Annotated in this window: 28 protein-coding genes; 8 read left to right on the top strand and 20 right to left on the bottom strand. The window is 68.5% G+C overall.

Annotated elements, in window-relative coordinates; all coding sequences use genetic code 11:
* Positions 1 to 21: 21 nt before the first annotated feature.
* From ACFPN1_RS06555 to ACFPN1_RS06545, 3 genes are read left to right on the top strand one after another with little or no spacing between them, the layout of a single operon-like run.
* On the top strand, positions 22 to 588 hold the full coding sequence (locus tag ACFPN1_RS06555; RefSeq protein WP_386753949.1) for a YqgE/AlgH family protein: 567 nt from the start codon (positions 22 to 24) through the stop codon (positions 586 to 588).
* A complete protein-coding gene (gene ruvX, locus ACFPN1_RS06550) occupies positions 585 to 1,046 on the top strand; it encodes a Holliday junction resolvase RuvX (RefSeq protein ID WP_386753948.1) in 462 nt (153 codons plus the stop codon). The genes ACFPN1_RS06555 and ruvX overlap by 4 nt, the downstream gene beginning before the upstream one ends.
* Positions 1,047 to 1,083: 37 nt before the next feature.
* Positions 1,084 to 1,989 carry an aspartate carbamoyltransferase catalytic subunit gene (locus tag ACFPN1_RS06545; RefSeq protein WP_386753946.1) on the top strand — a complete coding sequence of 302 codons (906 nt, stop codon included), beginning with the start codon at positions 1,084 to 1,086 and terminating at the stop codon, positions 1,987 to 1,989.
* A 48-nt stretch (positions 1,990 to 2,037) separates the two neighbouring features.
* Here the strand turns inward: ACFPN1_RS06545 and ACFPN1_RS06540 are convergent, their stop codons facing one another.
* The 14 genes from ACFPN1_RS06540 to ACFPN1_RS06475 all read right to left on the bottom strand — a co-directional run bounded on the left by ACFPN1_RS06540 (position 2,038) and on the right by ACFPN1_RS06475 (position 14,565).
* On the bottom strand, positions 2,038 to 2,844 hold the full coding sequence (locus ACFPN1_RS06540) for a carboxylesterase family protein (protein WP_386753945.1): 807 nt from the start codon (positions 2,842 to 2,844) through the stop codon (positions 2,038 to 2,040).
* Positions 2,845 to 2,857: 13 nt separating this feature from the next.
* Positions 2,858 to 4,219 carry a magnesium transporter gene (gene mgtE, locus ACFPN1_RS06535; RefSeq protein ID WP_386753944.1) on the bottom strand — a complete coding sequence of 454 codons (1,362 nt, stop codon included), beginning with the start codon at positions 4,217 to 4,219 and terminating at the stop codon, positions 2,858 to 2,860.
* A gap of 136 nt (positions 4,220 to 4,355) precedes the next feature.
* Entirely contained in the window at positions 4,356 to 6,077 is a 1,722-nt protein-coding gene (gene ptsP / locus ACFPN1_RS06530; protein WP_386753943.1) for a phosphoenolpyruvate--protein phosphotransferase, read from the bottom strand.
* A gap of 13 nt (positions 6,078 to 6,090) precedes the next feature.
* Positions 6,091 to 6,360, bottom strand: coding sequence for an HPr family phosphocarrier protein (locus tag ACFPN1_RS06525; protein WP_386753942.1), 270 nt, complete (start codon positions 6,358 to 6,360; stop codon positions 6,091 to 6,093).
* 71 nt (positions 6,361 to 6,431) lie between these two features.
* The gene (locus ACFPN1_RS06520) at positions 6,432 to 6,824 is read right to left on the bottom strand and encodes a PTS sugar transporter subunit IIA (RefSeq protein WP_386753940.1); all 393 of its coding nucleotides are present in this window, start codon (positions 6,822 to 6,824) and stop codon (positions 6,432 to 6,434) included.
* A 78-nt stretch (positions 6,825 to 6,902) separates the two neighbouring features.
* Positions 6,903 to 7,778 (bottom strand): RNase adapter RapZ, encoded by an 876-nt coding sequence (gene rapZ, locus ACFPN1_RS06515; RefSeq protein ID WP_386753939.1) that lies wholly within the window; start codon positions 7,776 to 7,778, stop codon positions 6,903 to 6,905.
* A gap of 35 nt (positions 7,779 to 7,813) precedes the next feature.
* Positions 7,814 to 8,764, bottom strand: a complete 951-nt coding sequence (gene hprK, locus ACFPN1_RS06510; RefSeq protein WP_386753937.1) for an HPr(Ser) kinase/phosphatase — start codon at positions 8,762 to 8,764, stop codon at positions 7,814 to 7,816.
* Between the two features lie 152 nt (positions 8,765 to 8,916).
* Positions 8,917 to 9,243: a ribosome hibernation-promoting factor, HPF/YfiA family gene (gene hpf, locus ACFPN1_RS06505; protein ID WP_386753935.1), complete on the bottom strand. Its 327-nt coding sequence runs from the start codon at positions 9,241 to 9,243 to the stop codon at positions 8,917 to 8,919.
* Between the two features lie 215 nt (positions 9,244 to 9,458).
* Entirely contained in the window at positions 9,459 to 10,895 is a 1,437-nt protein-coding gene (locus ACFPN1_RS06500) for an RNA polymerase factor sigma-54 (protein WP_386753934.1), read from the bottom strand.
* A 152-nt stretch (positions 10,896 to 11,047) separates the two neighbouring features.
* A complete protein-coding gene (gene lptB / locus ACFPN1_RS06495; RefSeq protein WP_386753932.1) occupies positions 11,048 to 11,767 on the bottom strand; it encodes an LPS export ABC transporter ATP-binding protein in 720 nt (239 codons plus the stop codon).
* Positions 11,767 to 12,327 carry a lipopolysaccharide transport periplasmic protein LptA gene (gene lptA, locus ACFPN1_RS06490; RefSeq protein ID WP_386753930.1) on the bottom strand — a complete coding sequence of 187 codons (561 nt, stop codon included), beginning with the start codon at positions 12,325 to 12,327 and terminating at the stop codon, positions 11,767 to 11,769. The genes lptB and lptA overlap by 1 nt, the downstream gene beginning before the upstream one ends.
* Positions 12,308 to 12,877, bottom strand: a complete 570-nt coding sequence (gene lptC, locus ACFPN1_RS06485) for an LPS export ABC transporter periplasmic protein LptC (protein ID WP_386753929.1) — start codon at positions 12,875 to 12,877, stop codon at positions 12,308 to 12,310. The genes lptA and lptC overlap by 20 nt, the downstream gene beginning before the upstream one ends.
* The gene (locus ACFPN1_RS06480; protein WP_386753927.1) at positions 12,874 to 13,452 is read right to left on the bottom strand and encodes a KdsC family phosphatase; all 579 of its coding nucleotides are present in this window, start codon (positions 13,450 to 13,452) and stop codon (positions 12,874 to 12,876) included. Before ACFPN1_RS06480 ends, lptC begins: the two co-directional genes overlap by 4 nt.
* A gap of 90 nt (positions 13,453 to 13,542) precedes the next feature.
* Positions 13,543 to 14,565, bottom strand: coding sequence for a KpsF/GutQ family sugar-phosphate isomerase (locus ACFPN1_RS06475; RefSeq protein WP_386753925.1), 1,023 nt, complete (start codon positions 14,563 to 14,565; stop codon positions 13,543 to 13,545).
* 101 nt (positions 14,566 to 14,666) lie between these two features.
* On the opposite strand from ACFPN1_RS06475, the gene ACFPN1_RS06470 reads away from it, so the two are divergent.
* Positions 14,667 to 14,897, top strand: coding sequence for a BolA family protein (locus ACFPN1_RS06470; protein ID WP_386753923.1), 231 nt, complete (start codon positions 14,667 to 14,669; stop codon positions 14,895 to 14,897).
* 1 nt (position 14,898) lies between these two features.
* Complete coding sequence (gene murA, locus ACFPN1_RS06465; RefSeq protein ID WP_386753921.1) at positions 14,899 to 16,176, top strand: UDP-N-acetylglucosamine 1-carboxyvinyltransferase; 1,278 nt, start codon at positions 14,899 to 14,901, stop codon at positions 16,174 to 16,176.
* A 77-nt stretch (positions 16,177 to 16,253) separates the two neighbouring features.
* On the opposite strand, the gene ACFPN1_RS06460 is transcribed toward murA, so the two are convergent.
* Genes ACFPN1_RS06460 through purM form a run of 4 tightly spaced genes read right to left on the bottom strand, consistent with a single transcriptional unit; the run spans position 16,254 to position 19,421 of the window.
* The gene (locus ACFPN1_RS06460) at positions 16,254 to 16,940 is read right to left on the bottom strand and encodes a DUF3108 domain-containing protein (protein ID WP_386754061.1); all 687 of its coding nucleotides are present in this window, start codon (positions 16,938 to 16,940) and stop codon (positions 16,254 to 16,256) included.
* A gap of 8 nt (positions 16,941 to 16,948) precedes the next feature.
* A complete protein-coding gene (locus ACFPN1_RS06455) occupies positions 16,949 to 17,698 on the bottom strand; it encodes a DUF3108 domain-containing protein (RefSeq protein WP_386753919.1) in 750 nt (249 codons plus the stop codon).
* On the bottom strand, positions 17,695 to 18,360 hold the full coding sequence (purN, locus tag ACFPN1_RS06450; protein WP_386753918.1) for a phosphoribosylglycinamide formyltransferase: 666 nt from the start codon (positions 18,358 to 18,360) through the stop codon (positions 17,695 to 17,697). The genes ACFPN1_RS06455 and purN overlap by 4 nt, the downstream gene beginning before the upstream one ends.
* A gap of 8 nt (positions 18,361 to 18,368) precedes the next feature.
* Complete coding sequence (purM, locus tag ACFPN1_RS06445; protein ID WP_386753917.1) at positions 18,369 to 19,421, bottom strand: phosphoribosylformylglycinamidine cyclo-ligase; 1,053 nt, start codon at positions 19,419 to 19,421, stop codon at positions 18,369 to 18,371.
* A 116-nt stretch (positions 19,422 to 19,537) separates the two neighbouring features.
* On the opposite strand from purM, the gene ACFPN1_RS06440 reads away from it, so the two are divergent.
* From ACFPN1_RS06440 to hda, 3 genes are read left to right on the top strand one after another with little or no spacing between them, the layout of a single operon-like run.
* Positions 19,538 to 20,596, top strand: coding sequence for a DUF2066 domain-containing protein (locus ACFPN1_RS06440; RefSeq protein WP_386753915.1), 1,059 nt, complete (start codon positions 19,538 to 19,540; stop codon positions 20,594 to 20,596).
* Positions 20,596 to 21,771: an AI-2E family transporter gene (locus tag ACFPN1_RS06435; RefSeq protein WP_386753914.1), complete on the top strand. Its 1,176-nt coding sequence runs from the start codon at positions 20,596 to 20,598 to the stop codon at positions 21,769 to 21,771. The genes ACFPN1_RS06440 and ACFPN1_RS06435 overlap by 1 nt, the downstream gene beginning before the upstream one ends.
* Before the next feature lie 8 nt (positions 21,772 to 21,779).
* A complete protein-coding gene (gene hda, locus ACFPN1_RS06430) occupies positions 21,780 to 22,490 on the top strand; it encodes a DnaA regulatory inactivator Hda (RefSeq protein WP_386753912.1) in 711 nt (236 codons plus the stop codon).
* A gap of 6 nt (positions 22,491 to 22,496) precedes the next feature.
* On the opposite strand, the gene murU is transcribed toward hda, so the two are convergent.
* Together murU and ACFPN1_RS06420 are read right to left on the bottom strand one after the other, a co-directional pair.
* Positions 22,497 to 23,213 (bottom strand): N-acetylmuramate alpha-1-phosphate uridylyltransferase MurU, encoded by a 717-nt coding sequence (gene murU, locus ACFPN1_RS06425; protein WP_386753911.1) that lies wholly within the window; start codon positions 23,211 to 23,213, stop codon positions 22,497 to 22,499.
* Positions 23,210 to 24,214 (bottom strand): aminoglycoside phosphotransferase family protein, encoded by a 1,005-nt coding sequence (locus ACFPN1_RS06420; protein WP_386753909.1) that lies wholly within the window; start codon positions 24,212 to 24,214, stop codon positions 23,210 to 23,212. The genes murU and ACFPN1_RS06420 overlap by 4 nt, the downstream gene beginning before the upstream one ends.

The following is a 24,214-nucleotide window of genomic DNA, read 5'->3' as shown; positions in this document are numbered from 1 at the left end:
CCCGCGCGCTAGAATGCGGGCATGCCCGTGATGCCCGAGCCCCTGACGAACCAGTTGCTGATCGCATTGCCGGCGCTGGCGGAAACGAATTTCTCGCGCAGCGTTGCGCTGATCTGCCAGCACGACGACGACGGCGCGATGGGGATCGTGGTCAACCGGCGTTCCGAATACACGCTGGGCGAAGTGCTCGGCCAGATGGGCGTCGAGGGCGGTACCGAATCGCTGCGCTCGCAGCCTGTGCTCGCCGGCGGCCCGGTGCATCCCGAGCGGGGCTTCGTGCTGCACGATGGCGGCCCGCGTTGGGATTCCACACTGGCGATCACCGACAGCCTGTTCCTGACGACCTCGCGCGACATCCTCGAAGCGATGGCGCGCGGCGACGGGCCCGACAACGCGATCGTTGCGCTGGGCTGTGCGGGATGGGGATCGGGCCAGCTCGAGCACGAACTCACCGAGAACGACTGGCTGACCGCGCCCGCCGATGCCGAACTGCTGTTCGCGCTGCCGCTGGAAGCGCGCTGGGAAGCCGCGGCCGGCCGCATCGGCGTCGACTTCGCGCATCTCGCCGATTATTCCGGGCACGCATGAGCATCCGCAGCGATGGCACCGTGCTCGGCTTCGACGTCGGTGCACGTCGGATCGGTGTCGCCGTGGGCAGCGCCTTCGGCTCGGGCGCGCGTGCGCTGGCCGTGATCGACGTGCACGCGCATGGCCCGGACTGGCCGTCGATCGAGCGCCTGTGCCGCGAGTGGCGGCCGGACGGCTTCATCGTCGGCGATCCGATGACGCTCGAAGGCGGCGATCAGCCGGCGCGCGTGCGCGCGCACCGTTTCGCCCGCGAACTGGTGGCGCGCTTCAAGCTGCCGGTCCTGCTCGTCGACGAGCGCGCCAGTTCGATCGAGGCGGCGCAGCGTTTCGCCAGCGAGCGGGCCGAAGGCCGCAAGCGACGTCGCGATGCCGAAGCGCTCGATGCGGTCGCGGCGGCGGTCATTGTCGAACGCTGGCTGGCCGCGCCGCAGGACGCGACGGAAATTTCCGCTGGTTGATCCGCCATTCCCGACTTCCCCATTACACCAAGCACCGATGAAGCATCTGCTCACGCTGGACAAGCTGCCGCGCGCCGACCTGGAAACCCTGCTCGATCGCGCGCAGGCCTTCGCCGACGGCGCGCAGGCGCCGCAGGCGCTGTCCGGCATCGCGGTGTGCACGCTGTTCTTCGAGCCCTCGACGCGCACGCGCTTGAGCTTCCAGCTGGCAGCGCAGCGCCTGGGGGCGCACGTGCTCGGCTTCGACGCGTCGACGTCGTCGGCGACCAAGGGCGAGACCGACCTCGACACGTTCAGGACGATCGAAGCCATGGGCGTGCGCGGCTTCGTGGTGCGCCACAAGGTCGACGGCGCGGTGGAGGCGCTGGCGGAAGCGGCAAAGCCCGGCGTCGCCTTGCTCAATGCCGGCGATGGCCGCAGTGCGCATCCCACCCAGGGATTGTTGGACATGCTGACGCTGCGTCAGGCCAAGGGGCGTGACTTCTCGAAGCTGAAAGTGCTGATCGTCGGCGACGTGAAGCATTCGCGTGTCGCGCGTTCCGACCTGCATGCATTGCGTACGCTCGGTGCGGGTGAGATCCGGGTGTGCGGACCGCAGTCGCTGCTACCGGACGACGGCACGTTGCAGGGCTGCACGGTGACGCAGGACTTCGATGCGGCGCTGGACGGCGTCGACGCGGTGATGATGCTGCGCATCCAGCGCGAGCGGATGGAGGACGGCCTGATCGCCTCGCTCGACGAGTATCACCGCGATTACGGTCTCACCGCTGCGCGCCTGCGTCGTGCCGCCCCCGATGCCGTGGTCATGCATCCGGGGCCGATGAACCGCGGCGTGGAAATCACCGACGAAGTCGCCGACGGACCGCAGTCGCTGGTGCTGCGCCAGGTCGCCAATGGCGTGAGCGTGCGCATGGCGGCACTCGAGGCCTTGCTGGCACGTTAGGCGAGCAAGGCTGCACGGCCAAATGCAGCAGCGGATCTGTCGGTTGGGCTACGGCACTGCGCCGCGCTGCGGGCGGCGCTGCGCAAACAGCCAGGGCCACAACTCCGGCGTCGCATACGCCGGGTCCCAGGCGTTGTGGTTCGCGTCGGGAAACTCGGTGTAGCGCACGTCGGCTCCGGCGGCTTTCAGCGCGGCGTAGGTGCGACGGTCGTCGTCGGGCGGCACGAGGTCGTCCTTCGCGCCGTGGAAGATCCAGACCGGAACGTGCCGAAGGTTTTTCGCCAACGTCGCGTAAGGATCGGCCGAGCCCGCCAGCGGCGTGACGAACAACTGGCGTTCGTCGCGCGGCGGCACCAGTCCGCCGCAGATCGGCACGAGCGCCGCGAAACGATGCGGCTGCAGCATGGCCAGTTCCCAGGTGCCGTAGCCGCCCATCGACAGACCGGTCAGGTAGGTGCGGTCGCGGTCGCCGTGGAATTCCTCGGTCGCCTGATCGAGTGCGGCCAGCGCCAGTGCGGCGGCGTCGCCGTTCCAGTCGTGATCGTCCGGCGCCTGCGGAAACACCACGATCGCCGGGAAGTCGGCGCGGTGCGCGAGTACGTGCGGTCCCAGCCCGACGCGGACCGGCTTTTCGCCGTCGCTGCCGCGTTCGCCGGTGCCGTGCAGGAAGAGGATGACCGGCGGCGAGGGACCGGCGGCGGAAGGCGCTGGAACGAACACCTGGTAGCGGTGCGTCGCGCCTTCGACGACGAGTTCGCGCTGGACGAATGTACCCATGGCCGGTTCCGTCACTGGTGTCGCGCAGGCGCCTGCCAGCAGGGCGGTGCAGGCCAGGAACATCCGCAGAACGCGCATGGGAAGGCCTCCTTCAGCGCAACAGGATCAACGTCGCCAGACCGAGGAAGCTCAGGAAGCCCATCACGTCGGTCACCGTGGTCAGGATCACACCGCCGGCCAGCGCCGGATCGAAGCCCATGCGCTTGAGCGTGACCGGCACGAGTACGCCCGCCAATGCGGCCATGAGCAGATTGATCGTCAGTGCGCTCGCGATCACCACGGCCAGCGGCCACTCGCGGAACCATAGAAAGACGATCGCACCGAGAATCAGCCCCAGCGCGAGGCCGTTGAGCAGCGCGACGCGGATTTCCTTCCAGATCAGCACCTGCACGTTGGTCGCGCCGAGTTGACCCAGCGCAAGGCCGCGCACGCACAGCGCTAGCACCTGCGTGCCGGCATTGCCGCCCATGCCCGCAACGATGGGCATCAACACGGCCAGCGCGACGATGTGCGCGATGGTGCCCTGGAACAGGCCCACCACCGACGCCGCGAGGAAGGCCGTGCCCAGGTTGATGCCCAGCCATACCAGGCGGCGCTTGGTGGCGCGCGGCACCGGCGAGAACAGGTCCTCGTCCTCGTTCAGGCCCGCAGCGCCGAGGGCCTGGTGCTCGGCCTGCTCGCGGATGATGTCGACGACGTCGTCGATGGTGATGCGGCCGAGCAGGATGTTGTTGTCGTCGACGACCGGCGCGGAGATCCAGTCGTGGTCGGAGAACTGGCGCGCGACTTCGTCGGCGGATTCCTCCACGCCGATCGCGGGTTGCTCGTCGTCGATCAGCTGGTTGATCGGCGTGTTCGGCTCGTGCGTGAGCAGTGCCTGCAACGCGATGCGGCCGAGGTACTGGTGGCGACGGCTGACGACGTACAGGTGGTCGGTGTGCTCGGGGAGCTCGCCGCGCAGGCGCAGATAGCGCAGCACGACGTCGACGGTGGTGTCGGCACGCACCGTCACCACGTCCGGGTTCATCAGGCGGCCGGCGGTGTCCTCGTCGTAGGACAGCACCTGTTCCAGGCGCTCGCGGTTCTCGCGGTCCATCGACTTGAGCACTTCGTCGATGACCGTGTCGGGCAGGTCTTCGACGAGATCCGCGAGATCGTCGATGTCGAGGTCCTCGACCGCGGCGACGATTTCCTCAGGATCCATTTCGGCCAGGAGGCTCTCGCGCACGTCCTCGCCGACGTGGACCAGCACCTCGCCGTCGTCTTCGGCATCGACCAAGCCCCAGACCACGGTGCGCTTGGCCGGCGGCAGCGATTCGAGGAGGTTGCCGATCTCGGCCGGCGAGAGCGTGTTGACCAGCCGGCGCACCGGGCCGAGGCGGCCGGAATCGAGTGCGTCCGAAAGCAGGCGCAGCTGGCGCGCGGTCTTGTCGTGGCGGACGGCTTCGGCCATGCGTACTTCCAATGGCGAGGTCGGGCCACGAGGGCGCGACGCAGTGTGCTGATCAGAGCGGGGCGTTCATGTGCGCATTATGACGGCGCCGGCCGGTGCTGCCCACCCCGGGCCGCATCGTCCGGTGGGCGACGGCTCAGGCGGTCGCGTGCGATGCCACCCAGGCTTCGATCCCGGCCCGGTCGCGCGCGCGCATCAGCAGCGGCAGGCGCTTGCGCAGCGCACCCAGGTCGCAACCGCGGATGACGCGCCGCAGTTCCAGCAGCGTGTTCGGATGCAGGCTGAATTCGGTGAGACCCAGCGCCAGCAGCAACGGCGCATACAACGGGTCGCCGGCCATTTCGCCGCAGACCGCGACCGGCTTCTGTCGCATGCGCGACAGCCGGATCACGTCGCGCAGCAGCCGCAGCACGGCCGGGTGCAAGGGGGTGTACAGGTCGGCCAGCGCTTCGTTGTTGCGATCGACGGCCAGCAGGTACTGCACCAGGTCGTTGGTGCCGATCGAAAGGAAATCGATGCTGCCGATGAAGCCGGGCAGGGCCAGTGCGGCCGCGGGCACTTCGATCATCGCGCCCAGCGGCACGTGATCGGCGATCTCGTGTCCCTGCGTGCGCAGGTCGCGGGCGATACGCTTGAGCTGAGCGCGGATTTCGCGGACCTCCTCGCGCGAACTCACCATCGGGATGAGGATGCGCAACGGCCCGTAGCCCGACGCGCGCAGCAACGCGCGCAGTTGCGTTTCCAGCAGCGAGGTGCGGGCCAGCGAGAGGCGCACCCCACGCAGGCCCAGCGCCGGGTTGGGTTCGTCGCGCAGGGCCAGGCCCGTGCGGTCGGCCTTGTCGGCGCCGAGGTCCAGCGTGCGGATGGTGACCGGTCGCCCGCTCATCCCCAGCACCACGTCGCGATAGGCGCGGAATTGTTCTTCCTCGTCGGGCAGTTCGTGGCGCTGCAGGAACAGGAACTCGGTGCGGTACAGGCCGATGCCCGTGGCGCCCAGCGCGTGCGCTTCGGCCACGTCTTCGCGCGATTCCGCGTTGGCGTAAAGATTGATGTCCACGCCGTCGAGCGTCCGGGTTGGCTCACGCCGCAGCCGGTGCAGTTCCTTGCGTTCGCGGATGTATTCGCGCTCGCGCGCGCGGTGCGCACGCAGGTCCTGCGGGCCGGGTTCGACCACCACCTGGCCGCTGCCGCCGTCCACGACCAGCGCATCGCCGTCGTTGATCTTGAGCAGGGCGCCGGGCACGCCGACCACGAGCGGCAGGTGCAGGCTGCGCGCGAGGATGGCGCTGTGCGACAGCGAGCTGCCTGCGGCGGTGACGATCGCGACGACGCCCTGTGCCTGCAGCTGCGCCAGTTCGGCCGGTGCGACGTTGTCGGTGATCAGGATCTCGCCGGCCACGCCTTCGGTGCCGTTCTCGCGGCTGTGCAGCGCGGCATGGATGCGGCCGACGACCTGGTCGATGTCGTCGATGCGGCTGCGCAGGTACGGATCGTCCATGCCGGCGAACACCGACGCGATGCGGTCGCGTTGCAGTCGCAGTGCGTAGTCGGCGGTGTAGCGGCCGGTGCGGATCAGGGAATCCAGACCCTGCAGCAGTTCCGGATCGTCGAGCAGCAGCGCATGCAGGTCGAGGAATTCGCCGATCTCGTGCGCGAGCGCACCGTGCAGGCGCTGGCGCAGGAGGTGCATTTCGGCGCGGACCGAGTCGATCGCGCGCTGCAGGCGCGAGCGCTCCGCCTCGACCTGCGATTCGGGGATGTGCTCCTCGGCGACCTCCAGCGCGTGTGGCAGACGCACGCGGGCACGGCCCAGCGCGCTGCCGCGCGATGCGCCCAGGCCCTTGAATTCCTGCCGCATGCCGCGCCGATCCTCAGGCGTCTTCGTCGAAGCGGCGTTCGAACAGCGCGCACACGGCGTCGGCCGTAGCGGCTTCGTCATCGCCCTCGCAGCGCAACCTGACCTGGGTGCCTTGCCCTGCGGCGAGCAGCATCACGCCCATGATGCTCTTGGCGTTCACCTCGCGCCCCTTGGCCATGAGCGTGGTGGTGCTCCGGTAACCCGACAGCAACTGCACGAGCTTGGCGGTGGCGCGTGCGTGCAGGCCCAGGCGATTGCTGACGGTGAGTTCGCGTTCGATCATCGTCTCAGGCCCTATCCCATGTTTCGTCTTTCATTCCCGCTTGCGCGTCCTTCCCGCCGGTCCGTGTTCCGTCATGCCTCGTCGATGATCACGCCGTTGCGCGCGCCGGCAGCGGCCACGGCGGGAAGCTCGTCCAGATCCTGTTCGGCGTAGTTCATCACCCGCAGCAGCATCGGCAGGCTCAGGGCGGACACGCGGTGCACGGGTGTTCCGAGCCTGGCGACCTTGGCCGCGAGGTTGCTGGGCGTTGCGCCGTACAGGTCGGTCAGCACCAGTACGCCTTGCCCTCCGTCAACGCGCCGTAGTGCGGCGCTGGCGAGGGGCAGCAGCGCATCCGGGTCCCCGTCGAACGGCACCTCCAGCACCTCGGTGGCGAGGGGCAGGGTGCGCAACAGGCGCGTCGCCACGGCCAGGACGGCCGAGCCGATGCCTTCGTGAGTGATGAGCAGGACGCCGACGGACATGCCCTGCAACTTAACAGAGCCGGGTTACGGTCAGGAAGCGCCCGGATGGACGGCAGCGTCCCGGGGACGGAGCGACCGTCAGTCGAGTTCGCGGTGGTGCACGGCGACTTCCTCCCAGCCCTGCTGCCGCGCATGCTCGGCCAGCCGTTCGGCCAGGTAGACGGAACGATGCCGGCCGCCGGTGCAGCCGAAGGCGACCGTGACATAGCTGCGCGTGCCTTCCGACTTGAGCTTGGGCAACCAGGTGTCCAGAAAGGCGGATACCTGCGCGACGAACAGCGCGACGTCCGGATCCGCTTCCAGGTACTCGCGCACGCCCGCGTCGCGGCCGGACAGCGGACGCAGGCTGGGATCCCAATGCGGATTCGGCAACGCGCGCGCATCGAGGACGAAGTCGGCATCGCTCGGCACGCCGCGGCGATACGCGAACGACTCGAACAGCAGCGAAACCGTTGCGTCGCCACCGATGCCGAATTCGGTGATCACGTGACGACGCAGCTTGTGCACGTTCATGTCGCTGGTGTCGACGATCACGTCCGCGACCTGGCGCAGCGGACGCAGTGCCTGGCGCTCAAGTGCGATGGCATCGACCAGCGGCAATCCCAGCGTGCTCAGGGGATGCCGGCGGCGCGTGTCGGCGTAGCGCTTCAGCAGCACCTCGTCGCTCGCGTCGAAGAACACGAGCTTGGGATCCAGCCCCAGTGCGCCCACGGCCGAGAGCCATTCGGGCAGGCTGGAGAGGTCGCGCCGGTTGCGCACGTCGATGCCGACGGCGAGCTTGCCCGGCGAGCTGACGTCGCCGGTGACGCTCCTCACGAACTGCGGCAGCAGTTCGGCCGGCAGGTTGTCCACGCAGTAGAAATCCAGGTCCTCGAACGTGTTCAGCGCCACCGACTTGCCCGAACCGGACATGCCGCTGACGATGATGAGGGTGGGTGTGGTCGGGGTGTTCACGGCGGCTCGTCGCGGTTTTCTGGGTTTCGGCGCGCTTATTCGGCGCGTTCCAGGAAGTGGCTGTGGCGCGCCATGAAGGCGGCCGCCGGGTCGACGCCTTTCGCGCGCAGGATGTGCGTGCGGGTGGCGGCTTCGGTCAGTACGGCGAGGTTGCGGCCGGGCATGACGGGCAGCGTGATGATGGGCACGTCGAGATCGAGCACGCGGCGCGAGCCCAGGTCGCCGGTGAGGCGCTCGAGGCCGCCGGGCTGCGGTTCCAGCGCCGGTTTGGTGAGATGCACGATCAGGCGCAGGTACTTGTTCTTCTTCACCGACGTGTCGCCGAACATCTGGCGCACGTTGAGCACGCCCAGGCCGCGGACTTCCAGCAGGTCCTGCAGCAGGTCGGGACAGGTGCCGTCGAGCACGTCCGGTGCGATCTGGGTGAATTCAGGCGCGTCGTCGGCGACCAGGCGATGGCCGCGCGTGACCAGTTCGAGCGCGAGCTCGCTCTTGCCTGCGCCCGACTCGCCGGTGATCAGCACGCCAATGGAATAGATCTCCATGAACACGCCGTGCAGCGTCACGCGCGGCGCGAGCTTGCGCGCGAGGTGGTACTGCAGGTGGTTGAGCAGTTCGTGCCCGCGCCGCGGCGATACCCACAGCGGGGTGTCGCTTTCCTCGGCAAGGCGACGCAGGTCTTCCGGGCAGGTCTGGTTCTTGCTGATGACCAGCGCCAGCGGCTTGAAGTCGATCATCTTGACGATCGTGTCCCAGCGCTGGCGCGAATCGAGGGCGTCGAGCCAGGCGAGTTCCTCGCTGCCGAGGATCTGCACCTTGTTCGGATAGATCGTGTTGAGGTAGCCGGCCAGCGACGGGCGGCGCGCCACGGTGTCGACGGCTTCGAGCACGCGCTGGCCGCCGACGCGTTCGCCCGCGAGCCAGCGCAGGCCCAGTTTCTCGCGTTGTTGTTCGAAAAGCTGCGCTGCGCTGATGCTCAGGTTCATGCCGCCGCTCCGCGTCTCCCCGGCCAATGGTAACTGGCTGGGGCGATCGATGCGGAAGCCGCAAAACAGACGGGGGACGGTTTGCTCCGTCCCCCGTACTCGATGCTGGCGAAAACGACCGGCGCGTCCCTGGGGACGTTTCGCCCGATCGGTTACGCGAAGTCGCCGTTCCTGGCGAGGCTTTCGCCACGATGGTGATCGACGATCTTTTCCTTGTGCTTCATCAGCAGGCGATCGAGCTTGTCGGCAAGCAGGTCGATCGCCGCGTACATGTCGATCGCGGCAGCGTCCGCATGCAGCACGCGGCCGGAGAACGTAACCGTCGCCTCGGCCTTGTGATCGGGCTTGTCCAGGCTGAGCTGGGTGCGTACGTCGAACGGCTGGTCGAAGTGCCGCTTCAGTCGCGACAGCTTGGTTTCGACGTAATCCCGCAGCGCATTGGTGACCTCGATCTGCTGGCCATAGGTTTCGATACGCATTCTTGACCTCCTTACGTCACTGGCTACGGGTGACCCCATTCAACGCCTCTTTCGCGCCGATGGCAATGCAACGTAAGGGTGGGAAAAAGAAGGTCGAAGGATTCCGTTAGCCCGCCAAAATAGGCATGCCCGGACGCGTGTTCAAGCTTGTCGTTGCCGGGCCGACCGGCGGCGGGACGAATCGTGAAACCGGTCCCGGATCGCGCGCGTGCCGCCTAGATGCGGACGCGATCCTGCGAGGACGGGATGCTCATGGCTTCGCGGTACTTGGCGACCGTTCGTCGGGCGACCGGGACGCCGGTGGCCTTGAGTGTCTCGGCCAGGCGGGCATCGGAAAGCGGCTTGCGCGGATTTTCCGCTTCGATCAGCTGGCGGATCATGGCCTGGATCGCGGTGCTGGACGCCTCGCCACCGGTCCCCGTCTCGATGCCGGAGGCGAAGAACGAACGCAGCGGAATGGTGCCGCGCGGCGTGCGCGCGTACTTGCGCGCGACGGCACGCGAGACGGTGGATTCGTGCAGACCGATTTCGGCGGCCACTTCGCGCAGGGTCAACGGACGCAGGGCGCTGTCGCCGAATTCCAGGAACGCGGCCTGCTGCCGCAGCAGGCAACGCATCACCTTCAGCAGGGTTTCGCCGCGCGCTTCCAGGCTCTTGAGCAGCCAGCGGGCTTCCTGCAGGTGGCCGCGCAGGTAGTGCGCGTCGGATGCGCTGGCCCGGCGGATCATGCTTTCGTAGCCGCGATGGATGTTGATCCGCGGACGCATGCTGTCGGCGAGCGACACGCGCCACAGCCCGTGCTGTCGCCAGATCACCACGTCGGGTGCGACGTAGGTATCGCTGGTGATGCCGCCGACCTGCAGGCCCGGCTTGGGATCCAGCGAGCGCAGCAACTGCACCGCGGTTTCGACTTCGCCGACTTCCAGCTTGAGTTCGGCGGCGATGCCGGCGGCGCCGACCTTGGGCAGCCGCTCCAGTGGACCGTTGGCAAGCTGATGGGCCAGGGCTTTGCCCGGCGTGTCGTCGGGCAGGGTCGACAGCTGCAGGCGCAGGCATTCGCCCAGCGTGCGCGCGCCAACGCCAACCGGATCGAACCGCTGCACCTGGTGCAGGACGGTGAGGATCTCGTCCTGTTGCGCGTGGAACTCGGAGCCCAGGGTTTCCGCGATCGAGTCCAGGGATTCGCGCAGGTACCCGTCGTCTTCGATCGCCTCGATGAGGGTCACCGCGATGATGCGATCGCGCGGCGACAGCGGGCTCAGGTGAAGCTGCCAGAGCAGGTGGTCCTGCAACGTTTCGGCCTCGGCGACCTGTTCCGCGCCGGGCGCATCGTCGTCGGCGTCGGCCGGTCCCGTGCGTTCGTACCAGGCTTCGCCGTCGCCCGGGCCCCAATCCATTTCGCCGGGCGCGAGGGTTTCGGTTTCGTAGCTTTCCTCGGTCGCCGATCCGTCGTGGACGCCATCGGCGTGGTCGCCGCCATCGCCCGCAGCGACGGCCGATTCCGTCCAGTCGAGCAGCGGATTGCTTTCCACTGCCTCGGCAATTTCCACCTCGAGTTCGGCCGCCGACAACTGCAGCAGGCGGATGGCCTGCCGCAATTGCGGGGTCATCACCAGCTGCTGTCCGAGTGTTGCCTGAAGGCGGGGCTTCATAAGGTATTCAAACGGGATCTGACGGGACCGACGGCCGGTCCGTCAGGAAGCCACGTCATCATGCACATGACGGGGGAGGGCGTCGATCCTGCCTGTTCAGCGCTGCGGCGTGGGGCACTGCATTTCCGGAACCGCTGTCACACGCGGACCGGTTACAGGCGGAACGTGTCGCCCAGGTAGACGCGGCGGACGTCCGGATTCGACAGCAATGCGTCGGGCGATCCCTGGGCGAGGACCGCGCCTTCGTTGAGGATGTAGGCGCGGTCGCAAATGCCGAGGGTTTCGCGGACGTTGTGGTCGGTGATCAGCACGCCGATGCCGCGGTTCTTGAGGTGGCGGACGATGCGCTGGATCTCGCCGACCGAAATCGGATCCACGCCGGCGAAGGGTTCGTCGAGCAGCATCAGGCGCGGCTTGGCCGCCAGGGCCCGGGCGATCTCCACGCGGCGACGTTCGCCGCCGGACAGGCTGGCGCCGATCTGGTCGGCGACATGGGCGATCTGCAACTCGTCCATCAGGCTGGCGAGTTCCTTCTCTATGCCGGCCTTGTCGAGGTCTTCGCGCAGTTCGAGCACCAGCCGGATGTTGTCGGCCACGCTGAGCTTGCGGAACACCGAGGGCTCCTGCGGCAGATAGCCGACGCCGTGCTTGGCGCGCGCGTACATCGGATCGCCGGTGATGTCCTTGCCGTCCAGGACGATCTGTCCTGCGTCGGCGGGAACCAGGCCGACGATCATGTAGAAGCAGGTGGTCTTGCCCGCGCCGTTGGGCCCGAGCAGGCCCACGACTTCACCGGCATCCAGGGTGAGGGCGAAATCGCGGACGACTTCCCGGGAGCGATAGGCCTTGCGCAGGCCCTTGGCCGCCAGCATCAGTTGGTCCCCTTCTTGGGAGCCGGCTTGGTCGGCGCCGGATCCGGTGCGGACTGGCGCGGCTGGATGGTCATCCTGACGCGGCCGCTGCCGTCCGAGCTGCTGTTCACCATCCCGGTCTTCATGTTGTAGACCACCCGCGGACCCGACAGGCTGCCGCGCGGCTGCTGGATGTTGACCTTGTCGGTGAAGACCACGACTTCGCTGGTGAGGTCGTAATCGACCTTGCCCGCCGTGGCACTCATCGGGGTGCCGTCGTCGAGCTGCTGGCGGAGCTTCACCGGGCTGCCGGTAAGCACGGCGCGCACCGGCTCGCCGCCGCGCGTGGTGATCGTGGCCGACGCGGCTTCGATTTCCAGCGAGCCCTGGGTAATGGTCACGCCGTTGGACAGCACCGTCGGGTGGCGGTCGTCGAGCGCGCCGCTGGTGTTGCCGGCTTCGATGTTCATCAGCTGGGCGCGATCGGCCGTCCTGGCCCACGACGCAGGCGATACCAGTCCAGCGGCCAGGACGGCCGCCACGAGGACGGGCTGGAACGGCTTAGCGTGCGGTGCGGGCATATTGGTAATGAACCTCGGACTTGAACGAGTACCGCTTGCTGGCCAGATCCAGCTCCAGACCGCGGCCGCTGAGTATAGAACCCGGGCGATTGATCACGACCCGCGATGGCGAGCGGGCGCGCCGGGCATCCGGGTAAACATTCAGTTGGTTGGTGACCAGCGTCGTCGGTGGGCCGGTCTCGCCGGAACTGATGCCCTTCACATCGCCACGCAGGCGCAACTCGTTGCCATCGGCACTCACCCAGCCGTTCTGCGCGCGGACTTCCCAGGCATCGTTGCCCGCGCCCTCGCCGGGTGGAATGAGAAACAGCGGCGTGGCCACATCCATCGTCTTCTGCCGGGGGTCGCGGGCCAGCCGCGGCGCGCGCAGGGTGAACGACTCCTTGCCCTGCGCGTTCAGCGCGGTCAGTTCGAAACCGATCAGGACGTAATCCGATCGCGCGGTGGGGCCGGTGGCGGCGAGTTCGCGGCTGCGCTGGTTCCAGACCGACCAGCCGCTCACGAGGGCACCGATCAGCAGCAGCGTGGTGACGATCGCGCGCCAGTTCATGCCTTGCCCTCGATGCGCTCGCCTTCGAGTCGGGTGACTTCCTCGAGCAGGGTTTCGGCGCGGCCCTGGGCCGCCAGCAACAGGTCGCAGAATTCGCGTGCCGCGCCATGCCCGGCGCGCGCGGTGGTGCGCCAGTGCACGCGTTCGCGCACCCACGCGTGCGCATTCGCCGGCGCGACCGAAAATCCGACCTGCGACATCACGCGCAGGTCGGGCAGGTCGTCGCCCATGAACGCGACTTCGTCCAATCCGACGCCGATGCGCGACGCGATGCCGCGCACGCACGCAAGCTTGTCCTGCACGCCGGTATGCGCCTCCAGCCCGAGTTCGGCGGCGCGCTGTTCGGCGATCGCACTGGGGCGGGCGGTGACGAAGGCGACCGCGATGCCCGACTTGCGCAGCAGCACCAGGCCCTGGCCGTCGTGCACGTGGAACGCCTTGAGTTCGACGCCCTCGCTGTCGAAGAACAGCCGGCCGTCGGTGAGCGTGCCGTCGACGTCGAAGCACGCCAGCCGCACGCGCGCCGCGCGGTTGCGGATATCGGCAGGGTAGTCGTTGAGATGGCTGTAAGGCATGGCGCCCGGTCGGAGGGTCGAGGACAACGGCAGGTTGGGGACAGCGGCAGTGCGTTGGCCGCGGCGTGGCGCGGCGCGATCCGTCGGCTCTTAGACCACCCGGGCCCGCAACAGGTCATGAATGTTGAGGGCGCCGACCACGCGGCGATTGGCATCGATCACCAGCAGGCCGCCGATCTTGTGGGTTTCCATCAGCTGCGCGGCTTCGACGGCGAGCGCGTCCGAGCCGATGGTCTTGGGCGAGCGGGTCATCACGTCGGCGATGCGCGTGGTGCGCACGTCCACGCGGTGGTCGTCCAGCGCGCGACGCAGGTCGCCGTCGGTGAACAGCCCCAGCAATCGGCCGCCGGCGTCGACGATCGCGGTCATGCCCAGGCGCTTGCGGCTCATCTCGACCAGCGCCTCGCTCAGTGTGGCGTCGGCATCCACGCGCGGCACGTCGTCGCCGGCGTGCATCACGTCGGCGATGTGCAGCAGCAGACGGCGGCCGAGCGCGCCGGCGGGATGCGAGCGGGCGAAGTCGTCCGCGGTGAAGCCGCGCGCCTCCAGCAAGGCCACCGCCAGCGCATCGCCCATGGCCAGCGAGGCGGTGGTGCTCGATGTCGGCGCCAGGTCGAGCGGGCAGGCTTCGGCCGGCACGCTGACGTCGAGGTGGACGTCGGCTTCGCGCGCGAGCGAGGAGTTCGCGCGGCCCGTCATCGCGATCAGCCGGTTGCCCTGGCGACGCAGGACCGGGAGCAGCAGCAGGATTTCGTCGCTTTCGCCGGAATAGGAGAGGGCCAGGACGACATCGGCGTCGGTGATCATGCCCAGGTCGCCATGCGCGGCTTCGCCCGGGTGCACGTAGAAGGCCGGGGTTCCGGTCGAGGCCAGCGTGGCCGCGATCTTGCGTGCGATATGGCCGGACTTGCCCATGCCGGTGCACACCACTCGGCCGCGGGTTTCCAGCATCAGCCGGCAGGCGGCGCTGAAGTCGCCGTCCAGGCGTGCGGCGACGGCCGTCAGGGCGTCGGCTTCGATGGCGAACACCCGGCGGCCGCTGTCGGCAAGGGCCGGGGCGGACGGATCGGGCGCGGGGGAGGTGGGCGAGGTCGCCATTTCGGACATTGCCATTTAAGGCCGGGGGGCTTTCCGCTAGGCTAATCCGTTCATTTTATGCGCAAAGCGCCGCGCGATGCCCGCCGGCCCGCCGCGTGCCTCCGGAACCCACCGACTTGAACGCAGACACCATCCGCCAACTGATCGAACAGGGCCTCCCCGGCGCCCGCGCCGACGTGCGCGGCGACGACGGCGTCCACTTCGAGGCCACCGTCGTCGCCGAAGCCTTTCGCGGCAAGCTCCCGCTGGCGCGCCATCGCATGGTCTACGCGACGCTGGGCGACCGCATGGGCGGCGAGATCCACGCCCTCGCGCTGAAGACCGTCACACCGGACGAGGCGGCCTGAGATGGACAAGATCGTGGTCGAAGGCGGCCTGCCGCTGAACGGCGAGGTCCGGATTTCCGGCGCCAAGAACGCCGTGTTGCCGATCCTGTGCGCCACGCTGCTCGCCGACGAGCCGGTCGAGATCAGCAATGTCCCGCATCTGCACGACGTGGTGACCACGGCCAAGCTGCTTGCCGGGCTGGGCGCGGGCATCACCATCGACCAGGGCACCATCGGACGCGGCAGCGAGAGCGGCGTGATCGTCGATCCGCGCAGCGTCAACAGCCATGTCGCCCCGTACGAACTGGTGAAGACGATGCGTGCCTCGGTGCTCGTGCTGGGTCCGCTGCTGGCGCGCTACGGCCATGCCGAGGTTTCGCTGCCGGGCGGCTGCGCGATCGGCTCGCGCCCGGTCGACCTGCACATCAAGGGCCTGCAGGCACTGGGTGCCGAGATCAGCGTCGATCACGGCTTCATCAAGGCGAGTGCACAGCGGCTCAAGGGCGCTCGCCACGTGTTCGAAATGGTCAGCGTCGGCGCCACCGAGAACGTGCTGATGGCCGCGGCGCTCGCGCAGGGCACGACGGTGCTCGAGAACGCGGCGATGGAACCGGAGATCGTCGACCTGGCCGAGTGCCTCAAGGCCATGGGCGCGAAGATCGAAGGCGCCGGCACCGGCCGCATCGTCATCGAGGGCGTGGAGCGGTTGCATGGCGGCAAGCATTCGGTGGTCGCCGACCGCATCGAAACCGGAACCTTCCTCGTCGCCGCGGCGATGACCGGCGGGCGCGTGACCGCACGCCGGGCGCGCCCCGACACGCTCGACGCCGTGCTCGACAAGCTGACCGAGGCCGGCGCGGACATCGTCGTCGATGGCGACCGGATCACCCTGGACATGCACGGCCGGCGCCCCAAGGCGGTGAACATCACCACGGCGCCGCATCCGGCGTTCCCGACCGACATGCAGGCGCAGTTCATGGCGATGAACTGCATCGCCGACGGCGTCGGTGTGATCAACGAAACGATCTTCGAAAACCGCTTCATGCACGTCAACGAACTGCTGCGCCTCGGCGCCGACATCCGCGTCGACGGCCATACCGCCGTGGTGCGCGGCGTGCAGCAGCTGAGCGGCGCGCCGGTGATGGCGACCGACCTGCGCGCGTCGGCATCGCTGATCCTGGCGGGACTGGTCGCGGACGGGGAAACCGTCATCGACCGCATCTACCACCTCGACCGCGGCTACGAAAACATCGAGGAGAAGCTGTCGGGGCTGGGCGCGAAGATCCGCCGCACCAGCTGACGCGGCAGCCGTGCCGGCGATGTCAGGCAACAAAAAAAGCCCCGCATCGCGGGGCTTTTCCGTTGCGCCATCCGGCGTCAGTGCAGCGTCTGCAGGCGCAGGTCCATTTCGTCCTGCCCGTCCTTGCGACGCAGGATGCGTGCCGGCACCGGCATGCCATCGACGATCCACAGCACTTCCTGCTTGTCGCCGTCCACGCGCGTGACCCTGGTGGCCTGGCGCGGTTTGCCGGCGACGGTGATCGTTTCCTTGCCGGCCACCTGGTAGTTCAACTGCTTGACGCGGCCGTCGTCGACCATCCGGTAATGCAAGGGCTTGCCCGCGGCGACGTCGCGCGCGATGGCGAGATTGATCAGCATCGCGTCGAGGTCGCCGTTCTGCAGCTTCACCGGACCGGCGCGCTCGGGCTTCACGTCGCCGCTCCAGCGCGCTTCGCCGCGCGACCAGTCGTAGGTGGCATTCTTCTGCCTGCGCTTCACCAGCAGCTCGGAACTGTCGCTGTTCGAGATCGGACGCCACTGGCCGTTGCTGTCCTCGAACACGGTGGTCTGGTTGAGGTTGGCCATCGACCCGCCGATGTTCAGGCTGTAGCGCCAGCGGTTGCCGCCGGCCTGCGCCAGTTCCATGCGGCCCACGCCCTGGATGCCCATGTAGTTCGCGAGGTAGTCCGCGCTGAAGGGCTTCATTTCGCCCGCGTACGCGGCCGCACTGGCCAGCAGCAACGCGGCTGCGGCCAGCAGGGGTTTGAACGACAGGGTGTTCATCGACTTCATCATTGGGCTCCCTTGTACTCCACCAGGCGCAGGTCGTATTTGTCCTTGCCGTCCTCGCGCTGCAGGATCCGGACCGGCGTGGGCACGCCGTCGACGACCCAGATCACGGTTTCCTCGTTGCCGCCCTGGGCGCGCGCCACTCGCATGGCGGTGTAGTCCAGTTCGCCGATTTTCACGTCTTCGAGGTTGGTGGAAACGTCGTAGCGATGGTCGCGGACGCGACCGTCGTCGACGAAGCGGTAATGCAGCGACGTGCCGGGTTGCGCGTCGCGGATCACCGCGAGGTTGATCAGCAGCCCGCTCTGGTCGCCATCCTGCAGTGCGACCGGTGCGCGCCGGGTTTCCTTCACGTCGCCCGTCCAGCGTGCGACGTGCGAGCGCCAATCGTAGACGCCCACGGTCTGCTTCTTCGTGAACGCGCTCCTGCGCACCGTGCTCTGTGCCAGCGGTCGGTACCGGCTGCCTGCGACATCGAAAACGGTGCTCTGTTCCGCGGCGATGCCCGCCAGCCCGATCAGGCCGCGCGTTCCGCGGATGTTGAGATCGACGCGCCAGCGGCGGCCGTCGTTCTTCACCACCTGCATGACGGCGTCGCCGAGCACGTCGCCGTCCTTGAACACCTGGTACTGGGCGATGAACGGCTCCAGGGGGCGGGGCGCGCCGGTCGCGACGGCGGGCGTCGCGTCGCCGGCCATCGCCGGCAGGGCCAGCAGTGCGGCCAGGGCGGCCAGGCCGCGGAAAAACATCATGCGAAGGATTCCTCTACGAGACGGTTGTCCGCGGTCAACTGCAGCGGCGCGGCGAGCGCGCGGCCATTGAAATGGACGCGATGGTCGATCAGTGCCACCCGTCCGGCCGCCAGTTCCCGCAGCGTGGCCACGAGCAGGGGATGCTCGCGCTGCAGTACCCGCGCGGCGAGCTGCGCGGCGTCGTCATCGGCTTCGACGGGGACGCGCGCCTGCGCGATCACCGGCCCGCCATCCAGTTCCGCGGTGACGAAATGGACGCTGGCGCCGTGCCGGCGCGCACCCGCGTCCAGCGCCTGCTGGTGCGTATGCAGGCCCTTGAAGTCGGGCAGCAGCGAAGGATGGATGTTGATCATGCGACCGGTCCGTGCAGCGACGGCGCTGTCGCTGATCAGGCGCATGTATCCGGCACAGACGATGAGATCGGGCTGAACTGCATCGACCAGGCTGAACAGGCGTTCATCGAATTCCGCGCGCGAAGCAAAATCGCGCGGCGATACGTGACGGGCTTCGATGCCGCAGTTGCGCGCATGCGCCAGCGCCGGTGCCTGCGCCTTGTCCGAAAACACGCCGACGACCTGCGCAGCGAGTTCGCCGCGCGCAATGGCGTCGAGGATCGCCAGCAGATTGCTGCCGCGGCCCGAGGCGAGTACGGCAACGCGCATCGCGGTGTTCAGGAGATGCGCAGGCGCTCGCCGTCGCCAGCTGCCGTGACCTGGCCGATCTGCCAATGCGCGAGCCCCAGCCGGTCGAGGTCCGCGTTGATCGCGGCGACCGCGTCGGGCGCGACCATCAGCACGAAGCCCACGCCGCAGTTGAAGGTGCGCCACATCTCTTCGCGCGGCACGTTGCCCTCGCGCTGCAGCCAATCGAAGACCGCCGGCAGCGGCCACGCGGAGGTGTCGATTTCCAGGCCGAGCGGCTTGGGCACGACGCGGATGATCTTCTCGACCAGCGCGCCGCCGGTGACGTGCGCCATCGCGCGGATGTCGTGCTTCTGCAGCAGCTCCAGCACCGGCTTGACGTAGATCCGCGTGGGTTCCATCAGCGCATCGGCCAGCTTCACGCCGCCGACGTCGAGGTCCAACGGGTTGCCGGCACGCGCCAGCACCTTGCGGATCAGCGAATAGCCGTTGGAATGCGGCCCGCTCGACGCGATGCCGATCAGCACGTCGCCGCGCTGCACGCGGCTGCCGTCGATCAGCTTCGCCTTTTCGACCGCGCCGACGGTGAAGCCGGCCAGGTCGTATTCGCCCGGCGGGTACATGTCGGGCATTTCCGCGGTTTCGCCGCCGATCAGCGCGCAACCGGCGATCTCGCAGCCCCTGGCGATGCCGCCGACCACGTCCACGGTGGTCGCGACGTCGAGCTTGCCGGTGGCGAAATAGTCGAGGAAGAACAGCGGCTCGGCGCCCTGCACGAGCACGTCGTTGACGCACATCGCGACCAGGTCGATGCCGATGGTGTCGTGGCGGTTGAGCTGCTTGGCGAGGATCAGCTTGGTGCCCACGCCGTCGGTGCCGGAGACCATGACCGGCTCGCGGTACTTGCCCGACAGGTCGAACAGGCCACCGAAGCCGCCGATGCCGCCACCCAGCACTTCCGGGCGCAACGTCCGCCGGATCGCGGGCTTGATGCGTTCGACGACCTCATTGCCCGCGTCGATGTCGACGCCGGCGTCACGATAGGTGAGCGGGGTGGGCTTGTTCACGGAAGGTGGGGTCACGAGGGCATCGCGGGGCGGAAGAACGGCGATTTTACCAGCCGTGACCGGTCCGAATGGACGTCTTGGGGTCCGTGCGGCACCATTTCCACGGATTCTGGCGACCAGGGACAGCGATGGTGCGTGCATTTCGAGGGTTCTGGCTGGCCGCGCTGCTGCTGGCGAGCTTCGGCGCCGTGGCGCAGCGCGTCGAAGGCGATCGCGCGGGCGCACAGGGCCCTTACGAGACCGAAGTCAGCGTCAACGGGCAGGGCGAGACCGAGCGCAACACCGGTTTCGCGCGCGCGCTGTCGGCGGTGCTGGCCCGGTTGTCGGGCATTCGCGCGGTCGCCGCGCAGCCGGGCGTCGGCCAGGAGCTGCGCCGGGCCAAGGACTATGTGAAGAGCTACGACTACCGGCAGGACGAAGGCGTCGGCCCGACCGGCGCGCCGACCTTCGGCACCACGCTGATCGTCCGCTTCGACCAGGAACAGGTCGACGAGCTCATCGAAACCGTCGGACTGCCCGTGTGGCCGATGCCCCGTCCCAAGCCGGTGCTGTGGCTCGGCATCGACGACGGCAAGGGGCCGCGGCTGGTCGGACTGTCGCAGTCGAACGTCGCGCGGACGATCCTGAACCGGGCGAAGGAGCGCGGTTACGCGCTCGGCCTGCCGACGGGCAATGCCGCCGAACAGGCGACGGTCGGTGCCATCTGGCGCGGCGACAGCGCCGCCGTCGCGCGCGCCTCGTTGCGCTATTCGCCGCCGATGCAGCTGATCGGCAAGGTCTACCGCAGCGAGGGCGGCTGGAAGGCCGACTGGACCTTCGTCGACAACGGCAAGGTGCTCGCCAGCTGGAGCGCCACCGACAGCGATGCCCGCCGCCTCATCGCCACTGGTGCCGACGGCGCCGCCGACGCACTGACCAAGCGTTACGCCAGGCGCAGTCCGGTCGGCCCGCCGGGCAGCTATCCCGTCACCTTCGCCGGCATCCGCAGCAGCAACGACTACATGCGCCTTGCGGGGTATCTCGACAACCTCGCGATCGTCCGCAAGATCACCCCGCTGCGCGCGACGCCGGACAGCGTCACGTTCACGCTCGACCTCGCATCGGGGCTGGAAGGCTTCCGGCGCATGGCCGATCGCGACGACGTGATCGTGTCGACCGAAGACGACTCCTCGCTGTACCGGCTGCGCTGATGGATTCGCACACCCCCCTGTTCGAGATCGCGCGCTTCCTCAAGCGCCTGCAATGGACCGCGCTGGCGCTGGGCGCGCTGTGGCTGCTGTGGTTGCTGGCGCCGGTGCTGACGCCTTTCGTGCTCGCCGCGATGCTGGGCTGGCTGGGCGATCCCCTGGTCGACCGGCTCGAACGCACCGGCCGCTCGCGCAACGCCTCGGTCACGCTGGTATTCACTGCGATGGCGCTGGTGATGCTCATCGTGCTGGTGCTGCTGGTGCCGCTGATCGAGCGCCAGATCGCCACGCTGATCGCGTCCATGCCGCATTACCGCGACTGGCTGCTGCAGACGGCGGTTCCCTGGCTGGAGGCACGCACGCGGATGGACATCTCCGCGTGGCTGGACTTCAACCGCCTCGCCGAACTCATCCGCACCAACTGGGAACGCGCCGGCGGCGTCGCGACGACGCTGCTCGGTTACCTGTCGCGCTCGGGCTTCGCGATCCTCGGCCTGGTCGCAAACATCGTGCTGCTACCGGTGCTGACGTTCTTTTTCCTGCGCGACTGGGACCTGATGGTGGCGCGCGTGCAGTCGCTGATTCCGCGCGCGCACCTGGCGACGGTCTCGAAGCTGGCGCGCGAGTCCAGCGACGTGCTCGGCGCATTCCTGCGCGGGCAGTTCCTGGTGATGATCATCCTCGGCGTGATGTACGGCCTGGGACTGTGGGGCGTCGGGCTCGACCTCGGCATCCTGATCGGCATCATCGCCGGCCTGCTCACGTTCGTGCCGTACCTGGGACCCGCGAGCGGCATCATCCTCGGCTGCATCGCGGCGCTGGTGCAGTACGGCGACTGGGAGCACGTCGCCGGTGTGCTGGTGGTATTCGGCATCGGCCAGGTGATCGAGAGCTACTGGCTCACGCCCAAGCTGGTCGGCGACCGCATCGGCCTGCATCCGGCGGCGGTGATCTTCGCGGTGCTGGCGGGCGGGCAGTTGTTCGGCTTCCTCGGCATGCTGCTCGCGCTGCCGGTGGCCGCCGTGGCGAACGTGCTGCTGCGCTACGCGGAAGAGCGCTACACGCACAGCCGCCTGTATGCCGGCGAACAACCGCTGCCGGCGACGGTTGCTGCGGCGGACCAGCCGGCGCCGTCGCAAGCGGCTGTGCCGGAACCTGCGGAGCACGAATCGAAGTGAGTGGCGGCGTGCACGGAATACCGCAGCTGCCGCTGGCGTTGCGCTATCCGCCCGACCAGCGTCTGGAGGCGTTCGTGCGTGCGCCGTCGGGCGCGATCGAGTTGCTGCGCACGCTGGCGGGCGAGGGCGCGCGGGCGTCCGTGAGTCGCGATGCCACGTATCTCGCCGGCCCGGCCGGCGTGGGCAAGACCCATCTGCTGCTGGCGACCTGCGCCGCGGCCGAAGCCGCGGGTCAACGCGCGGCTTATCTGCCTCTGGCGGCCGCAGCCGGACGCGTGCGCGATGCGCTGCAGGCGCTGGAAGGCAACGACCTCATCGCGCTGGATGGCCTCGACGCCATCGCCAGCAATCGCGAGGACGAGATCGCCCTGTTCGATGCCCACAACCGCGCGCGCGCGGCCGGCGTCGCGTTGCTGTATGCCGCGCGCGACATTCCCGACGCCATCGGCCTGTCCCTGCCGGACCTGCGTTCGCGCCTGGGCCAGTGCACGCGCATCACGCTGTCGCCGCTCGACGACGACGGCCGCCGCGAAGTCCTGCAGCAACGCGCGCAACGGCGCGGACTGGTGCTGGAAGAGGCCGCGCTCGAATGGCTGCTCAAGCGCGTGGGCCGCGACCTCGGCGGCCTGACGTCGTTGCTCGACCAACTCGATCGCGCATCGCTCGCGGCGCAGCGGCGCCTCACCGTGCCGTTCCTGCGGCAGACGCTGGATCTGTAGAACGGGTCAGCGCACCAGCGATGCGAGTTCCGCATCCAGCTGCGCCAGACGCTGCGGCGTGCCGACGTCGGTCCAGCGACCACGGTGGTGCTCGCCGGTCACGCGCGCCTGCGCCATCGCCGCGCGCAGCAACGGCGCGAGCTTGAAGCGCGGCGGTCTCGCGTCGGCGCCGGGTGCATCGCCGATGATCTCGCGCCAATGCGCGAACAGCGCCGGGCGATAGACGCCGATGCCGGAGAACGTCAGCCGTTGCGCGCCGTCGCCGTGCACGCCGCCCTCGCCGGCCAGCGCGAAGTCGCCCTGCGGATGCTGCGGCGGGTTGTCGACCAGGACCAGGTGCGCGTCGCCGTCGGGATCGCGCGGCAGGCGGCCAAAGTCGTAATCGCTCCAGATGTCGCCGTTGACCGCGAGGAACGGCTCGTCGGCGCCCGACAGCAACCGCAGTGCATTCCACATGCCGCCGCCGGTCTCCAGCGGCGTCGGGCCTTCGTAGGAGAAATGCAGGCGCAAACCCCAGCGTTCGCCATCACCGAGCGCGGCGGGAAACTGCTCCGCGAGCCAGCTGGTGTTGATGACGACTTCACGCACGCCGCTGGCCGCCAACTTTTCCAGGTGCCAGACGATCAGCGGCTTTCCGCCCGCGGACAGCAACGGCTTGGGCGTGTGGTCGGTCAGCGGCCGCATGCGTTCGCCGAGGCCGGCGGCGAAGATCAGCGCCTTCATGCGGTCACCCGCGACATCGCCGGACGAATGCGCTGGTCGAGCAGATCGCGCAACGGGGCCAGTTCCGGATAACGCGACAGCACTTCGTCCAGATACACGATGAAGCGCGGCAGGTCGGCGATGTACTTCGACTTGCCGTCGCGGTAATGCAGGCGGCAGAAGATCCCGAGAATCTTCAGGTGGCGCTGCACGCCCAGCCAGTCGGCATCGCGCAGGAAGCCCTCGCGCGGCGGCACCGGCAACCCGGCTTCGAGCGCACGTGCGTGGTAGTGCGCGAGCCAGCCGTCGACGCGCGCCAGCGGCCAGCCCAGGAACGCATCCTTGAACAGGCTGACCGGATCGTAGGCGATCGGACCGATCACGCAATCCTGGAAGTCGAGGACCGCGGGCCCATCGGCGACCGGCATCAGGTTGCGCGGCATGAAGTCGCGATGGGTAAGCACGCGCGGTTGGGCAAGTGCGTTGTCCATCAGGCGGCGTTGCACCAGTTGCAATTGCTCGGCTCCGGCGCAGTCGAGATCGATGCCGAGGTGGCGACGCAGGAACCATTCCTCGAACAGGCCGGCGTCGCGTTGCAGCAGCGCCTCGCCGAATTCGCCCATGCCCGCGGGCGGCGTGATTGCCTGCAGTTTCAGCAGTTGTCCGATGGCGCTGTCGAAATGCGCATCCGCGTTGTCGGCATCGAGGATCTGCGCGAGCGTGGGGCCCCCAAGATCTTCCATCAGCAGGAAGCCCGCCTCGATGTCCTGCACCAGCACCTGCGGTACGCGCACGCCACCGCCTTCGAGCAGTTCGCGGATGCGCAGCCACGGACGCACGTCCTCGAGGTCGGGCGGCGAATCCATCACGATGCAGCTGCCGTCGCGCGTTTGCGCGCGCCAGTAACTGCGGAACCCGGCGTCGACCGACGCGCGTTCCAGCTGCAGATCGGCGTCGCCGGTGGCGGCGCGTGCCCAGGCGAGGCGGGTGATGTCGCGATCGGAGATTGCAGTGATGCCCAT

Source organism: Lysobacter yangpyeongensis (assembly GCF_042655745.1).
Taxonomy (GTDB): domain Bacteria; phylum Pseudomonadota; class Gammaproteobacteria; order Xanthomonadales; family Xanthomonadaceae; genus Agrilutibacter; species Agrilutibacter yangpyeongensis.
Note: the sequence above shows the minus strand (reverse complement) of the source record. Positions and strands in the feature narration are given on the sequence as shown.

Coding starts and splice junctions, on each gene's coding strand:
- ACFPN1_RS06555 (WP_386753949.1), top strand. CDS start 22: ATGCCCGTGATGCCCGAGCCCCTGACGAACCAGTTGCTGATCGCATTG.
- ruvX (WP_386753948.1), top strand. CDS start 585: ATGAGCATCCGCAGCGATGGCACCGTGCTCGGCTTCGACGTCGGTGCA.
- ACFPN1_RS06545 (WP_386753946.1), top strand. CDS start 1,084: ATGAAGCATCTGCTCACGCTGGACAAGCTGCCGCGCGCCGACCTGGAA.
- ACFPN1_RS06540 (WP_386753945.1), bottom strand. CDS start 2,844: ATGCGCGTTCTGCGGATGTTCCTGGCCTGCACCGCCCTGCTGGCAGGC.
- mgtE (WP_386753944.1), bottom strand. CDS start 4,219: ATGGCCGAAGCCGTCCGCCACGACAAGACCGCGCGCCAGCTGCGCCTG.
- ptsP (WP_386753943.1), bottom strand. CDS start 6,077: ATGCGGCAGGAATTCAAGGGCCTGGGCGCATCGCGCGGCAGCGCGCTG.
- ACFPN1_RS06525 (WP_386753942.1), bottom strand. CDS start 6,360: ATGATCGAACGCGAACTCACCGTCAGCAATCGCCTGGGCCTGCACGCA.
- ACFPN1_RS06520 (WP_386753940.1), bottom strand. CDS start 6,824: ATGTCCGTCGGCGTCCTGCTCATCACTCACGAAGGCATCGGCTCGGCC.
- hprK (WP_386753937.1), bottom strand. CDS start 8,764: ATGAACCTGAGCATCAGCGCAGCGCAGCTTTTCGAACAACAACGCGAG.
- hpf (WP_386753935.1), bottom strand. CDS start 9,243: ATGCGTATCGAAACCTATGGCCAGCAGATCGAGGTCACCAATGCGCTG.
- ACFPN1_RS06500 (WP_386753934.1), bottom strand. CDS start 10,895: ATGAAGCCCCGCCTTCAGGCAACACTCGGACAGCAGCTGGTGATGACC.
- lptB (WP_386753932.1), bottom strand. CDS start 11,767: ATGCTGGCGGCCAAGGGCCTGCGCAAGGCCTATCGCTCCCGGGAAGTC.
- lptA (WP_386753930.1), bottom strand. CDS start 12,327: ATGCCCGCACCGCACGCTAAGCCGTTCCAGCCCGTCCTCGTGGCGGCC.
- lptC (WP_386753929.1), bottom strand. CDS start 12,877: ATGAACTGGCGCGCGATCGTCACCACGCTGCTGCTGATCGGTGCCCTC.
- ACFPN1_RS06480 (WP_386753927.1), bottom strand. CDS start 13,452: ATGCCTTACAGCCATCTCAACGACTACCCTGCCGATATCCGCAACCGC.
- ACFPN1_RS06475 (WP_386753925.1), bottom strand. CDS start 14,565: ATGGCAATGTCCGAAATGGCGACCTCGCCCACCTCCCCCGCGCCCGAT.
- murA (WP_386753921.1), top strand. CDS start 14,899: ATGGACAAGATCGTGGTCGAAGGCGGCCTGCCGCTGAACGGCGAGGTC.
- ACFPN1_RS06460 (WP_386754061.1), bottom strand. CDS start 16,940: ATGAACACCCTGTCGTTCAAACCCCTGCTGGCCGCAGCCGCGTTGCTG.
- ACFPN1_RS06455 (WP_386753919.1), bottom strand. CDS start 17,698: ATGATGTTTTTCCGCGGCCTGGCCGCCCTGGCCGCACTGCTGGCCCTG.
- purN (WP_386753918.1), bottom strand. CDS start 18,360: ATGCGCGTTGCCGTACTCGCCTCGGGCCGCGGCAGCAATCTGCTGGCG.
- ACFPN1_RS06435 (WP_386753914.1), top strand. CDS start 20,596: ATGGATTCGCACACCCCCCTGTTCGAGATCGCGCGCTTCCTCAAGCGC.
- murU (WP_386753911.1), bottom strand. CDS start 23,213: ATGAAGGCGCTGATCTTCGCCGCCGGCCTCGGCGAACGCATGCGGCCG.
- ACFPN1_RS06420 (WP_386753909.1), bottom strand. CDS start 24,214: ATGGGCATCACTGCAATCTCCGATCGCGACATCACCCGCCTCGCCTGG.